This window comes from Mycobacterium bourgelatii (assembly GCF_010723575.1).
Lineage (GTDB): Bacteria > Actinomycetota > Actinomycetes > Mycobacteriales > Mycobacteriaceae > Mycobacterium > Mycobacterium bourgelatii.
In genome coordinates, this window is sequence record NZ_BLKZ01000001.1 from 1,197,993 (window position 1) to 1,210,511 (window position 12,519).

The following is a 12,519-nucleotide window of genomic DNA, read 5'->3' on the forward strand; positions in this document are numbered from 1 at the left end:
CCGGAGGCGGTGCGTTGAAAGTCTTGACAGCCCTGTATGGGCTCGCCGATGCGGCCGATAACGCAAGGGCGTTGCGTGACGCCGGCGTGCACGGCGTCGCAACCTTCGAAGGGCCGCACGACGTGTTCGCTCCGCTGACGCTGGCGGCGACGGTGGGCGGGCTCGACTTGATGACGAATGTGGCGATCGCTTTTCCGCGCAACCCCATTCATCTGGCGCATCAGGCCAACGACCATCAGTTGCTCTCCGGCGGTCGGTTCCGCCTCGGGCTCGGCACCCAGATCCGTCCGCAGATCGAGAAGCGGTTCGGGGCGCAGTTCGACAACCCGGTGGGTCGTATGGTTGAGCTGATCGCCGCCCTGCGCGCGATCTTCGAGGCGTGGAACACCGGATCCCGCTTGAACTTTCGCGGTGACTATTACCGACACACGTTGATGACGCCGACCTTTGATCCCGGCCCGAATCCCTATGGCCCACCGCCGATCTATGTGGGTGCGTTGGGGCCCAAGCTAACCCGCGCCACGGCGCAGCACGCCGACGGACTATTGGTAATGCCGTTCGGCTCCAAGCGTTTTCTGCACGACAGCACCATGCCCGCGGTGCGCGAAGGTCTTGCGGCCGGCGGGCGTCGGGCCGACGAGTTCGTCATCATCCCCGAAATCATCGTGTCGTCGGACGATCCGGATGCCATCGCGAGCACCCGACGGCTGTTGGCGTTCTACGGCTCGACACCGGCATATCGGCCAGTGCTGGCCGCGCACGGCTGGGAAGAGTTGCAGCCCGAGCTGAATGCGATGTCCAAACAAGGCCGTTGGCACGAGATGGCCGACCTGATCGACGACGAGATGCTGCATACCCTGGCGGGCTGCGGCGCCCCTGCCGACATCGCGGCGTATGTCCGCGACCGCGTGGAGGGCGTCGCCGACACTGTCTTCCTGTACCAGCCGACGCCAATCGCCCTGTCGACGCTGGCGGAAGTTGTTGACCTGCTGCGCTAGGGCGCGACGGTCAACCAGTCCTTGAATCCCGAAGGGTCGTGGCGTCCCAACGCACCGTGCTCGTACAGGCCCCAGCCTTCCACCGGATCCGCGTCCCCCTCGCGGCATACCGCGCGGCCCACATGGTCGATCACCCCGAAGCCGGACCGGCCGATGATCGCCGGGTCGGTCATGTCGTAGGTCAACCGCTCGACGAATTTCTCGCCCTTCCACACCCCGTGCAGCCAATCCGAATCGCCGCCGTAGCCGCCGCCGACGTGGATCGGCACCGGCAGCTTCGATTCCACGTCGAAGTGCACGGGGCTGCCGTCGGGTGTAGTCGCTTCGATGGTCGCTCCGGTCGGGATGCGGGTGCCGGAACGGTAGTGGATCTTGACGTGGGGCCAACCCAATTGCTCGACCCGGCCGTCGCGCCAGACCCGGGTGCAGTCATTGAGCGAGCGGAACCCGTTGGGCTCCTCCTGGATGATCAGCACGATCGCGAAGTCGTCGAACGCCATCGGCACGTACAGCCACCACATGCCCTCGAACGGGGGATCGGCCGGCCGGCCGGCGGGTTCGGGCTCGCCGATGGGCCGGATGCCCCAGGACCGGTCGCGGCTGCCTATCCACGTCGCGGGGTCGACCTTGATCTCTTCGTCGTCGACAACGATGCGACCCGACCAGCTGCCCAGTTGCGCGAACCGCTGTGCGTTCAAGGTCACCCGGTTGCCCGACCGCAAAATGTGCGGCTGCTCCTGGACGACGTTGAAAAGACCGTCCCAGGTGAGATCGGCTGCGATGCCTTCGGTTTCGTCGAGCACGATGCGGATTTTGCGCAACGGCTCGATGACCTCGACGCGATAGCCGTTGACGTGCTGGTTGAGCCGGTCCTGGTCGATCGCGTCCGAAAGGTGGACCGCGGTTTGGGTATCTCCGCGTCGGACGAGGAAGAACGCGTCCTTGACTCCGAGGTTGGGGTAGTAGCCGATGCCGGTGATCACGAAGATGTTCCCGGTGCGGTCGTGGGCGTTGAAGTAGGAGCGGTCGTAGAAGTTGCGGTCGGACGACCCGGGCCAGGCGATCGGCTGAGGGATCTGGTGTACCGGGTATTCGTCTAGTGGCCCGAGCATTACTGATCCTCTCCGATAAGGCGTTTCATCAACCCGGCGTGGTAGAACAACGACTCCACGTCGTCGGGTTTCTCGGCTTCGCCGAAGTGCACCCGCCGCGCACCGGTACGCATGAACACACACGCCCACATCACCCCGGCGTAGGCGTAAAACCAACGCAGGTCATCGAGTTCCACGCCGGTGAGTTGCTGATACGTGGCGCGAACGTCGTCCTCACGCATCACGTCGGGTAGACCCGGCAGCGTCGCCAGGCCGGCCAGTTCTTCAAAGACCTTGTGGGCATAAATCATCCACGCGACGTCGAGCTCCCGCGGACCCAGCGTCACCATCTCCCAGTCCAGCACCGCCACCGGTTCGAAGTCGCGGTACAAGACGTTGCCCACCCGTGCATCGCCCCACAACAGGGCCGGTTCGCGCGCATCGGCCGCTGTCGGCCAATTGTCCTGCAGCCATTCGAAACTGCGCTCCACCAACGGTGAGCGCCCGATGTCCGGGACGGCGAAGTCGTACCAAGACCGCACCCAGCCGAAGTGTCTGCGCAGCGCGGTTTCACCGGTCAGGCCTTCGGTAAGGAAACCGAATGTCTGCTCGGCGTTCGGAATTGAATGCAATTTGGCCAGAATTGCGACCGAGGCGTCCTGCAGTTGGCGTCGCTCCTCGGCGGGCGCATCGGCAAACCAGTTGCCGCCGAACGTGTATGGCATCACGTCCGGCGGCACCACGCCGTCGACGTAGTCCATCAAGAAGAACGGCGCCCCTAGGACATCCCCGGTGTTTTCGATCCAGCGCACCCGCGGGACGGGCACATCGGTGAGTTCTGCCACTTGCCGGATGACTTCGAATTGGTGGTCGAGCCGATAGCTGGGGAACACCGGCACGTCCTGAGCGGTGGGCGCCACCCGGGCCACCAGCTTCTGCTCCACCGGCTGCCCGTTTTCTTCCCAACGGGCGGTCAGGATGATCGTTTCCGACGACATGCCCGTCGAGTCGATGCCGCTCTCCACCGTTATTTCAGGAGCGACGGGCAACACCGTCGACAACCACCGCGACAGCAGGTTGGGTACCGTGCTGGTGTCGCGGCTCGAGCGCTGCATGCGGCCTATTTCCTCGACCGCCGGTTCATTGGCCACAGGTGCTTCCTTCGCGCGGTAATTACGATACGGTAGGTAGCGTTATGAAAGCAGACACGTCTCGCCTTGACAAGGCCCCCGGTGCCGGGCGGCCGCGGGACCCGCGCATCGACTCTGCCATTCTGGCAGCGACCGCCGAGTTGCTGGTCGAGATCGGCTATTCCAATCTGAGTCTGGCCGCTGTTGCCGAACGTGCGGGAACCACCAAATCGGCGTTGTACCGGCGCTGGTCGAGCAAGGCGGAGTTGGTGCACGAGGCGGCGTTCCCCTCGGCGCCCACCGCGCTGGAGGCGCCAGCCGGTGACTTCGCCGCCGACATCCGGATGATGATCGTGGCCGCTCGTGACGTGTTCACCACCCCGGTGGTGCGGGCAGCCCTGCCCGGCCTGTTGGCCGACATGACCGCCGACAACGAACTGAACGCGCGGGTCATGTCCCGTTTCGCCGACGTGTTCGTCGCCGTGCGGGTGCGACTGTGCGAAGCCGTCAAACGCGGCGAGGCTCATCCCGATGTCGATCCCGACAGGCTGATCGAGTTGATCGGAGGAGCGACGATGTTGCGGATGCTGTTGTATCCCGACGACAAACTGGACGACGCCTGGGTGGATCAGACCGCCGCGATCGTGGTGCACGGAGTGACATGCTGAAGGGTCGAAACGCGATCGTCACCGGCGCAAGCCGGGGACTGGGGCGGGCAATCGCACTTGCCCTGGCGGCAGAGGGTGCCGCGGTGGCCGTCGTCGGGCGAACCGAACAGGTGTGGGACGAGCGGCTGCCGGGCACCATCGGCGAGACCGTGGCCGACATCGAGGCGGCGGGTGGCCGGGCGGTCGCGGTGCGGGCCGACCTGACGGATCGCGAGGACATCGCGCGCCTGGTAGAAGAATCGCGAAACGCGCTGGGTGCTATCACGATTCTGGTCAACAACGCCGCGTTCACCGCGCCTGGCCGGCCTGGCACCGCCGCGCCGAAGCCGAACACGAAGTCCGCGAAACCAGGCTGGCCGGGATTCGTCAGTACCCCATTCAGCGCGTACCGGCGGCACTTCGAGATCGCGGTGTTCGCGGCTTACGAACTCATGCAGCTCGTCAGCCCCGACATGATCACCGCCGGCGGCGGCTCGATCATCAACATCACCTCGATCGCCTCCCGGCTACCCGGCCCCGGGCCCTACCGCGAGCGTGGCGGCGTCCTGCCCGGCTACGGTGGCTCCAAAGCCGCGCTCGAGCACTTGACTTCCTGCGCCGCCTACGACCTCGCCGACCACAACATCGCGGTGAATGCGCTGGCACCCTCCAAGGCGATCATGACACCGGGTTTGTCCTACTACGCCAAGGGATTTGACGAGGTCAGCTCCGCGGACGAATTCGCGCAGGCGACAGTGCAATTGGCGCAGGTGGACTCCGGCGTGGTCACCGGCCGGACCATCGGGCACCTGCAGGTTCTCGACGGCAGTTTCGCGCCGTTCAACCCGTGAGCGTCAAGCGGCGTGCAGATTGACGAGCTCGACGCCGATCGCGGTCTCCACTTCGCTGACGTCGATAAGTGGGTAGCCGGGCAGCGGTGGCGCGATGGATAGGTGGCAGGTTCCCGTCGGCGTCTTGAAACGGACGGTGTGTCTACCGTTTTCGTTGCCTGCCGTCACCTGCCAGCCCGGTGCCTCCTTCGCGTAGTTGCACAGTTCGCACAAGCCGGTGCCGTTGTCCGCGGTCGTCTTTCCGCCGCGCCGGTGTGGCTGTGCGTGGTCGCGATGTCGGATGCGGGCGTCGCAGTACGGGGTGCGGCAGCGCTGGTCGCGCACGCCGACGAAGTGGGCCAGGCCACGGGGGAACCGTCGAGACCGCGATTCCATCGCCACCAGCGCGCCGGTGTCAGGTCGGGCGTAGAGCCGCCGCAGCGTGGCCCACGACCGCTTGTCGGCGAGGGCGTTGTCGACCAGGTTGCGCGCCACTTGCGCCGGGATCGGGCCATGGCCGTCGATCACTGCGGGGCTCGAGTCGTCGCCGAACAACACCTGATCCGACAGCACCAGGTTGAGCGCGACCGGCGTCGCCACATCGGCCGGCGTGCCGGTGATGCGCTCCATCAGGGTGTCGGCCATCACCTGGCCCCGGCTGCGGCCGTCAGAGGTGGTGTTGGCGGCGCGCGTCAGGGCGGCAAACACGGCGACGCCCTTGGCCACGGGCAACAACGCGCTGACCCAGGTCATGGTGTCGGGGGCGGGCCGGATGGTCACGGTGCGGTCCTGCTCGGCCTTGGCCGCACGATCGACCACGGCGCGCGGGTCCAGCCGGTAGGCGATGGCCTTGGCCTCCGCTTCCACCCGGCGATCGCCCATCCCCGCCAGCTTGGTCGCGTCCTCGCACAGTTCCTGATCGAGCTTGCGGCGGTGCTCGACGTCCAGGCAGGCCGACTCCCGCACGATCAAGGTGGCGCGCCACTCCGACAACACTCCGCTTTCCAGGGCGGCCAAGGTGTGCGGCATCTCGTGGACCAAGGCGCGCGCGAACCCCAGGTGCCGACCGCCGCGAGCGGGGGAGTCGTGCCGGGCCAGGGCGATTTCGCTACCCAGACCGCGGCCCCGCTTGGCCGCAGCGACACCGGCGGCGGCCTCGGCGGCCCGTCGGGCGGCGTCGAGTGCCGCCGCCGCGCGTGCCTGTCCGGCCGCGGCGGCGGACTTGACGCGCTCCAACTCGGTGATGCGCGCGACCAGTTGCGCCTCGTCGGCGTCCGGATCTACCTGCGAAAACATGTCGTGTTCGAACATAAGTTCGATACTACCCGACCCCCCCGACGACACCACCTCCACTGGACCGCGACGGGCCAGTGTCGCTAGCCTTCGGTCATGGGGCGCACTCCAGCCTCAGTGCTGCGTTGGCCGGCCAACGTTTCGCTGGTCGTCGGCTGATGTCCGGCAACGCGACAGGCCGCGTGGTGGCCCTGATCGTGCTCCTGTTTCTGACGGCTGCCGCACTGCGCGGATATCTCCCCCCGCCCAGTGGCGGACAGCTCGCCGACGCCGGCGGCGGCAAGGTGGCGATGACCATCTTGGTCGCGTCGCTCGCCGGGACATTGGCGATGATGGCGTTCGCGATCATTGCCCGCCTGCGCGACCCCCGCACTGTGGCGCCCAGCGCGGGGGAGCTGTCTCGCATGCTGGGCGGCCGTCCTGCTCGGCCCAGCTGGCGCGTGATTCTGATCGGCCTCGCAGTCATCTTGGCCTGGCTGCTTGTCGCATTCGCCTTGTCCCGAATCTTCCAGCCCTACGAGCTCAGTCCTCCTGAGCAACAGCAGGATTCGAACACGACGACATCGGTCGGCGCTCCCGCTACCACGACACCGCCCAAGCAGTCCCAGAACAACGACAGCAACCGTGGCGTGCTGCAGATCCTTCTCGCAAGCTCAATTCCGTTGGCTCTCATGGTCATCGCCGGGGCGGCCGTCGCCGCGCGGCGCCGCGCACAAGTGGCGCCGGATTCCGACGGTGCATCCGCCGACGATGACCTCGAACCTCCGCCACCGCAAGCGCCTTCCGATTCTCTGGTCCGTGCCGCCGAAGTCGGCCTGGCCGAGATGGCTGACCGCAGCCGCGACCCACGCGAGGCGATCATCGCGTGCTACGCGGCGATGGAGCGCGAGCTGGCGACCGTTCCCGGAGCCGCCCCGCAAGACTGCGACACCCCCTCGGAAGTTCTGGCCCGCGCTGTGGGTCGCCGTGCGTTGCACGGTGATAACGCCGCCCTGTTGGTGAACCTGTTCGTCGAGGCCCGGTTCAGCCCTCACGTGATGACCGAGGCGCACCGCGAGGAGGCGGTGCGGATCCTTCAGCTGGTGCGCGAGGAACTTGCTGGAAGCTCCCGGAGCCGAGCATGAAAAAGCTTATCGCCCTGGGCATCTGCCTCATTGTCGGGATAGAGGTTTTGACACTGGTGCTGCAGGCTCGGCATCTCGTGCTGGCCGCGTCCGGCGTGGCCCTGGCGTTGGTGCTACTCAATATCCGGCGGGTGCTCGGCAGCGGAAACCGACCCGACACCGACTTCGATGCCGACGATCTCGGCGAGGGTTTGCGTAGGTGGTTGTCCAACACCGAAACCACAATCCGTCGGTCCGAGTCGACGCGGGCGGACTGGGACCGGCATCTGCGCCCCATGCTTGCCCGCCGTTTCGAAATCGCTACCGGCCAAAGCCAGACGAAAGACCCGGCGGCCTTCAACGCGACCGGGCAAACGCTGTTCGGCGCCGAGCTATGGGAATGGGTTAACCCCAACAACATCTCGCACACCGGCGACCGCGGTCCCGGACCCGGCCGTCGGGCATTGGAAACCATTCTGCAAAGGTTGGAACAGGTTTGACATGACGGAACGGGTTTGACATGACGCTACCGGCCGCGACCACCACCGCTCACTGTGAAGCGGTGCTCGACGAAATTGAACGGGTCGTGGTGGGAAAGCGCTCGGCCCTCACGCTGATCCTCACTGCCGTCCTGGCTCGCGGGCACGTGTTGATCGAAGATCTCCCCGGCCTCGGTAAGACGCTGATCGCCAGGTCGTTCGCCGCCGCGCTGGGGCTCCAGTTCACCCGCGTTCAGTTCACTCCCGACCTGCTGCCGGCCGACCTTCTCGGTTCGACCATCTACGACATGCAATCCGGCCGTTTCGATTTCCGGCGCGGACCAATCTTCACCAACCTGCTGCTTGCCGACGAGATCAACCGAACCCCGCCCAAGACTCAGGCCGCGTTGCTCGAGGCCATGGCCGAAGGCCAGGTCAGCATCGACGGTCACACCCACCCGCTGCCCCTGCCGTTCATCGTGCTGGCCACCGACAATCCGATCGAGTACGAAGGCACTTATCCATTGCCGGAAGCGCAGCTCGACCGGTTTGCGCTTCGGATGGAGCTGCGTTACCTCTCGGAGAGCGATGAGACCTCGATGCTGCGCCGCCGCCTCGACCGGGGTTCGGCCCAGCCGGTGGTCAATCAGGTTGTGGACGCGCACGATCTGCTGGCCATGCGTGAGTCGGTCGAGCAGGTGACCGTGCACGACGACGTCCTGCATTACGTGGTCTCGCTGGCGACGGCGACGCGGCACCACCCGCAGGTCGCCGTGGGTGCAAGTCCGCGAGCCGAACTCGACCTGGTCCAACTCGCGCGCGCCCGGGCGTTGCTGCTCGGTAGGGACTATGTCATCCCCGAAGACGTCAAGGCGCTGGCCATTCCGGCAGTCGCGCACCGCATCACGTTGCGTCCCGAGATGTGGGTGCGAAAGATTCAGGGTGCCGACGTCGTTGGGGAATTGCTGCGACGCCTGCCTGTCCCTCGTGCCAAGGGTGCTGACGGCGGGTCGGGTTGAGAACCACTCTCGATGTCGAATTACGCTGGCGCGCAACACATCTGACGCTGGCGATCGCCACCTGCGGCGCGGTGGCCTTGGCCGCCGCCGTCATCGCCGGCCGTTGGGAACTGGTTGCGTTCGCGGCGCCATTTCTCGGTGTATTGAGCTCACTCAGTTGGCAGCGCCCCGCCCCGGCGGTCCGGGTGCACGGGGAGCCTGCGTCGCAGCGATGCTTCGAGGACGAGCAGTCCCGAGTGACGGTGTGGGCCGAAGTCCATTCCGGATCCGGCGCGGTCGAACTCACGGTGTCGGCTCTTCCCGGCATGGAGGTCGAGGTCATCGACTCGACCGGTCGGTACTCGAAAACCGTTGTGGTGGTGGCATCACGTTGGGGGCGTTATCCGATCCGGGCCCGGGTCGACGTCGTCGCCCGCGGTGGACTGTTGCGTGGCACCGGATTCGCCGACGCCGCGCACATTTTCGTGTTCCCGCTGACCCCGCCACAGTCCACACCGACTCCGCAGACCGACCTGTTGGACCGGCTGGGCGCCCATCTCACCCGGTACATCGGGCCTGGCGTCGAGTATGCCGACATTCGCCCGTACGTCCCGGGCGACCAGCTGCGCGCCGTGAACTGGGCGGTCAGCGCACGCCGCGGACGACTGCACGTGACCCAACGGTTGACCGACCGCGCCGCCGACGTCATCGTGCTGATCGACACCTACCGGCAGCCGCCGGGCCCGGCGACCGAGGCAACCGAACGGATAGCGCGCGGAGCAGCGCAAGTGGTGCAGACCGCCCTGCGCAATGGCGACCGCGCCGGGATAATCGCACTCGGCGGTAATCGCCCCCGTTGGCTTGGCGCCGACATTGGTCAGCGCCAGTTCTACCGGGTGCTCGATACCGTGCTGGACGCCGGCGACCACTTCGAACACACGACCGGGACACTGGCACCGCCCGCCGCCGTGCCCGCGGGCGCGATCGTCATCGCGTTCTCCACCCTGCTTGATACCGAATTCGCGCTGGCGCTAATCGATTTGCGCAAGCGCGGGCACGTCGTGGTCGCGGTCGACGTGCTGGCCGGTTCGCCATTCGAGGACGAGCAGGATCCCTTGGTGGTACGGATGTGGACACTGCAGCGCTTCGCGATGTACCGCGACATGGCTACCGTCGGCGTCGATGTGTTGTCGTGGCCGGGTGACTTCTCGCTCGATCAGGCGATGAGCGCGTTGCCCGACCGGCGCCGTCGGCTGCGTGGCCGGGCGTAGGGGGGCGGGATGGCTGCTGTGCTGCAACGGGGCAGTGCCCTGGCGCCGATCTTCGGCCTTCCGATGGTCGCCGCGGCGGCGCTCGAATCCCACGGCACGGCAATTGTGCTGGCATTGGCGGCGTTGATAGCGGTCGCAATAAGCACCGTGTTTCGGCCGGCCGCAACTCTGGCCGTGCTCCTATCGATGGCGGTGATCGTGATTTCGGATCCGTCGTATTTGCTGGTGACGCTGTCGGGGCTCTTCGCTGTTGCCTATCTGGTGTGCCGGCATGCCGGGCCGGCCGCGGATGTCGTCATCACCGCGCCGACAATCGTTGCGGCATCAGGGTTCACGTTCGCCGGCCTGGTCGCGACGGCATTCCCGTTGCAGTTGCCGTGGCTGCCGTTGGTGGCCCCACTTGCGGTGTTGGCGATCTACGTGCTGGCAACGCGCCCATTTCTGGGTTGAAATAGCATCGCGATTAATGCTGGCTTCATGAACAACAGTATCGGCCTGGTTGGTACCAATAACCTGGGTGATTTCAACAGCGGATTCGGCAACAGGGGCATTGGCGAACTTGGTACCGGCGTCCCAAATTATCAATTGCCGCCAGTCTATTCCGCCCCTGTGTAATAATCGCGCCCGCGAGAAATGGCGCAAAATCAGGACAGAATTGACGGTGTCGTCATACGATGACGCCGGAATGCCGGCCACAGGGGAGGGAACGGGAACAAATGACATCTTTGCTTGTCGAACCGGAGATCGTCACCGCGGCCGTAGCGGACATTGAAACCATAGGTTCAACCGTGACCGCGGCAAGCGCCGCCGCGGCTGCCCCCACCTCCAATCTGCTGGCCGCCGCCGCCGACGAGGTGTCGGTCGCCTTCGCCAATCTGTTTGGCGCGTACGGGAAAGAGTTCCAAGCCGTCGTCGGCCAGGTCGAAGCGTTCCAGACGCAGTTCCAGCGGACCCTGGCCGCCGCCGCAAACGCTTACGTACAAACCGAACTCGCGACGGTCACTGCACTGCAGGGCGCATTGGGCGCCGCCGCGGCCCCCAACGCGTTGGCGGCAGCCGTTCCGCCGCCGCCGTTCCCCGCCCTGAACACCGCGGTCTTCATCGGACCCACCGGCGTGCCCATACCGCCCCCGGCCTACGTCACCTTCGCCAACGAGCTGTACGTCCACGCGAACGGGATTCTGACGACCCTGTTCACGCCCGAAGAGTTGTATCCGATCACGGGCGTCAAAAGCTCGACCCTGAATCAATCGGTGAGCGAAGGCCTCACGATTCTTGAGAATTACGTTCAAGCGCAATTCGCCGCCGGCGAGTCCACTACCGTTTTCGGATACTCCCAAAGCGCGATCATCTCATCGCTGCTGATGTACAAGCTCGCCGCCATGGGGTCACCGAATCCCGACATGCTCAACTTCATCCTCGTCGGCAATGAGATGAACCCCAATGGCGGTCTGCTGGCCCGCTTCCCGAACCTCACCCTCCCCACTCTGGGTTTGACATTCTACGGTGCGACGCCGTCGGACACGCTCTACAACACGGCCATCTACACGCAGGAGTACGACGGTTTCGCGTCCTTCCCGCGATATCCGCTCAACTTCATCTCCGACCTCAACGCGGTAATCGGCATCGCCACCGTACACACCAAGTATCTGGACCTCACCCCGGCGCAAGTGGCCAACGCCATCCAGTTGGAGACATCACCCGGGTACTACGAGAACGGCGGCAAGACCTACTACTACATGATCCCGACGGACGAGTTGCCGATTCTCACCCCGCTACGGGCGATACCCGTCATCGGCCGGCCGCTGGCCGCCTTGATCGAGCCCAATGTGGAAGTGATCGTCAACCTCGGCTACGGCGACCCCTACCACGGCTACTCCACGGGCTACGCCGACGTGCAGACCCCGTTCGGCTTATTCCCTGAAGTCAGCCCACAAACCCTCGTCGAGGCGTTCAGCGCCGGGACCCAGCAGGGCATCCACGACTTCAACCTCGAGTTGCAATCCTTGTCCGCGAATCCGCCCACGGTGCCCGCATTGATACCGCCGCAACCGGTCGACTTCGTCAACGCGGTGGCCAAACTGCCGGCGCCAGAAGAGGTTGTGAACACGGCCGCCGAGATCATCTCGACCGACTATGCCGTGCTCCTTCCCACCGCGGACACCGCCTTGGCCTTCGCCACGACAATGCCCCTGTACAACGCTCAGCTCTTCCTGAGCGAACTCGCAAAGGGCAACCTGATCAACGCACTCGGGTACCCGCTGGCGGCCGACGTCGGGTTGGCCACCGTCGCGGGCATCGTCGAGCTCCTGGTCATCGGGAAGGCGCTGTCGGAGAACATCACCGCCTTGCAAGCTCTGTTTGCCTGACGAATTCGGGCATATTTGCGGGGGCCGGAGCGGCGCCGATGCTGGCGGCAGCCGGAGCCTGGACGGCGCTGGCCGATGAGCTGGGGGCGGTTGCGGAGTCCTTCGCGGCGGTCACCTCGGGGCTGACCGGCCAGGCGTGGCAAGGTCCGGCCGCCACTGCAATGGCGACCGCGGCGGCGCCGTACGCGAGGTGGTTAAGCGCCGCGGCCAGTCAAGCCGCCGGAGCGTCGGCCCAGGCCAACGCCGTGGTCCAGCGGCATCGGAAACTCAGGAAACGGTTCCGCGGGACTCTTCAACCAAGGCGACGACC

General features: G+C 65.8%; 12 protein-coding genes and 1 pseudogene. 10 read left to right on the forward strand and 3 right to left on the reverse strand.

What is annotated here, in order from left to right:
• Positions 1–14: 14 nt before the first annotated feature.
• Positions 15–998, forward strand: coding sequence for a TIGR03617 family F420-dependent LLM class oxidoreductase (locus G6N68_RS05395; RefSeq protein ID WP_163708837.1), 984 nt, complete (start codon positions 15–17; stop codon positions 996–998).
• Here the strand turns inward: G6N68_RS05395 and G6N68_RS05400 are convergent.
• Together G6N68_RS05400 and G6N68_RS05405 are read right to left on the reverse strand one after the other, a co-directional pair.
• On the reverse strand, positions 995–2,110 hold the full coding sequence (locus G6N68_RS05400; RefSeq protein ID WP_163708839.1) for an Rv3169 family protein: 1,116 nt from the start codon (positions 2,108–2,110) through the stop codon (positions 995–997). The genes G6N68_RS05395 and G6N68_RS05400 overlap by 4 nt on opposite strands.
• A complete protein-coding gene (locus tag G6N68_RS05405; protein WP_163708841.1) occupies positions 2,110–3,240 on the reverse strand; it encodes a phosphotransferase family protein in 1,131 nt (376 codons plus the stop codon). The genes G6N68_RS05400 and G6N68_RS05405 overlap by 1 nt, the downstream gene beginning before the upstream one ends.
• A 44-nt stretch (positions 3,241–3,284) precedes the next feature.
• Between G6N68_RS05405 and G6N68_RS05410 the strand changes: the two genes are divergently transcribed.
• Positions 3,285–3,887: a TetR/AcrR family transcriptional regulator C-terminal ligand-binding domain-containing protein gene (locus G6N68_RS05410; RefSeq protein WP_163708843.1), complete on the forward strand. Its 603-nt coding sequence runs from the start codon at positions 3,285–3,287 to the stop codon at positions 3,885–3,887.
• Positions 3,881–4,717: an SDR family NAD(P)-dependent oxidoreductase gene (locus G6N68_RS05415; protein ID WP_163708845.1), complete on the forward strand. Its 837-nt coding sequence runs from the start codon at positions 3,881–3,883 to the stop codon at positions 4,715–4,717. The genes G6N68_RS05410 and G6N68_RS05415 overlap by 7 nt, the downstream gene beginning before the upstream one ends.
• Positions 4,718–4,720: 3 nt before the next feature.
• On the opposite strand, the gene G6N68_RS05420 is transcribed toward G6N68_RS05415, so the two are convergent.
• Positions 4,721–6,007: an HNH endonuclease gene (locus G6N68_RS05420; protein WP_163708847.1), complete on the reverse strand. Its 1,287-nt coding sequence runs from the start codon at positions 6,005–6,007 to the stop codon at positions 4,721–4,723.
• A 140-nt stretch (positions 6,008–6,147) separates the two neighbouring features.
• On the opposite strand from G6N68_RS05420, the gene G6N68_RS05425 reads away from it, so the two are divergent.
• The 7 genes and pseudogenes from G6N68_RS05425 to G6N68_RS31770 form a co-directional block, all read left to right on the forward strand.
• Complete coding sequence (locus tag G6N68_RS05425; RefSeq protein WP_163718214.1) at positions 6,148–7,113, forward strand: DUF4129 domain-containing protein; 966 nt, start codon at positions 6,148–6,150, stop codon at positions 7,111–7,113.
• Positions 7,110–7,592: a hypothetical protein gene (locus tag G6N68_RS05430; protein ID WP_163708849.1), complete on the forward strand. Its 483-nt coding sequence runs from the start codon at positions 7,110–7,112 to the stop codon at positions 7,590–7,592. The genes G6N68_RS05425 and G6N68_RS05430 overlap by 4 nt, the downstream gene beginning before the upstream one ends.
• Before the next feature lie 20 nt (positions 7,593–7,612).
• Positions 7,613–8,590: an AAA family ATPase gene (locus tag G6N68_RS05435; RefSeq protein WP_163708852.1), complete on the forward strand. Its 978-nt coding sequence runs from the start codon at positions 7,613–7,615 to the stop codon at positions 8,588–8,590.
• Entirely contained in the window at positions 8,587–9,840 is a 1,254-nt protein-coding gene (locus tag G6N68_RS05440; RefSeq protein ID WP_163708854.1) for a DUF58 domain-containing protein, read from the forward strand. The genes G6N68_RS05435 and G6N68_RS05440 overlap by 4 nt, the downstream gene beginning before the upstream one ends.
• Before the next feature lie 9 nt (positions 9,841–9,849).
• Positions 9,850–10,290 carry a hypothetical protein gene (locus G6N68_RS05445; protein WP_163708857.1) on the forward strand — a complete coding sequence of 147 codons (441 nt, stop codon included), beginning with the start codon at positions 9,850–9,852 and terminating at the stop codon, positions 10,288–10,290.
• A 266-nt stretch (positions 10,291–10,556) separates the two neighbouring features.
• The gene (locus tag G6N68_RS05450) at positions 10,557–12,209 is read left to right on the forward strand and encodes a PE family protein (RefSeq protein ID WP_163708861.1); all 1,653 of its coding nucleotides are present in this window, start codon (positions 10,557–10,559) and stop codon (positions 12,207–12,209) included.
• A pseudogene (locus G6N68_RS31770) lies at positions 12,206–12,463 on the forward strand (PPE domain-containing protein); the annotation flags it as partial. The gene G6N68_RS05450 and the pseudogene G6N68_RS31770, both read left to right, overlap by 4 nt.
• Positions 12,464–12,519 lie beyond the last annotated feature (56 nt).

Excerpts from the sequence above, each read along its gene's own strand:
- G6N68_RS05400 (WP_163708839.1), bottom strand. The coding sequence starts at position 2,110 with ATGCTCGGGCCACTAGACGAATACCCGGTACACCAGATCCCTCAGCCG.
- G6N68_RS05410 (WP_163708843.1), top strand. The coding sequence starts at position 3,285 with ATGAAAGCAGACACGTCTCGCCTTGACAAGGCCCCCGGTGCCGGGCGG.
- G6N68_RS05415 (WP_163708845.1), top strand. The coding sequence starts at position 3,881 with ATGCTGAAGGGTCGAAACGCGATCGTCACCGGCGCAAGCCGGGGACTG.
- G6N68_RS05420 (WP_163708847.1), bottom strand. The coding sequence starts at position 6,007 with ATGTTCGAACACGACATGTTTTCGCAGGTAGATCCGGACGCCGACGAG.
- G6N68_RS05425 (WP_163718214.1), top strand. The coding sequence starts at position 6,148 with ATGTCCGGCAACGCGACAGGCCGCGTGGTGGCCCTGATCGTGCTCCTG.
- G6N68_RS05430 (WP_163708849.1), top strand. The coding sequence starts at position 7,110 with ATGAAAAAGCTTATCGCCCTGGGCATCTGCCTCATTGTCGGGATAGAG.
- G6N68_RS05435 (WP_163708852.1), top strand. The coding sequence starts at position 7,613 with ATGACGCTACCGGCCGCGACCACCACCGCTCACTGTGAAGCGGTGCTC.
- G6N68_RS05445 (WP_163708857.1), top strand. The coding sequence starts at position 9,850 with ATGGCTGCTGTGCTGCAACGGGGCAGTGCCCTGGCGCCGATCTTCGGC.
- G6N68_RS05450 (WP_163708861.1), top strand. The coding sequence starts at position 10,557 with ATGACATCTTTGCTTGTCGAACCGGAGATCGTCACCGCGGCCGTAGCG.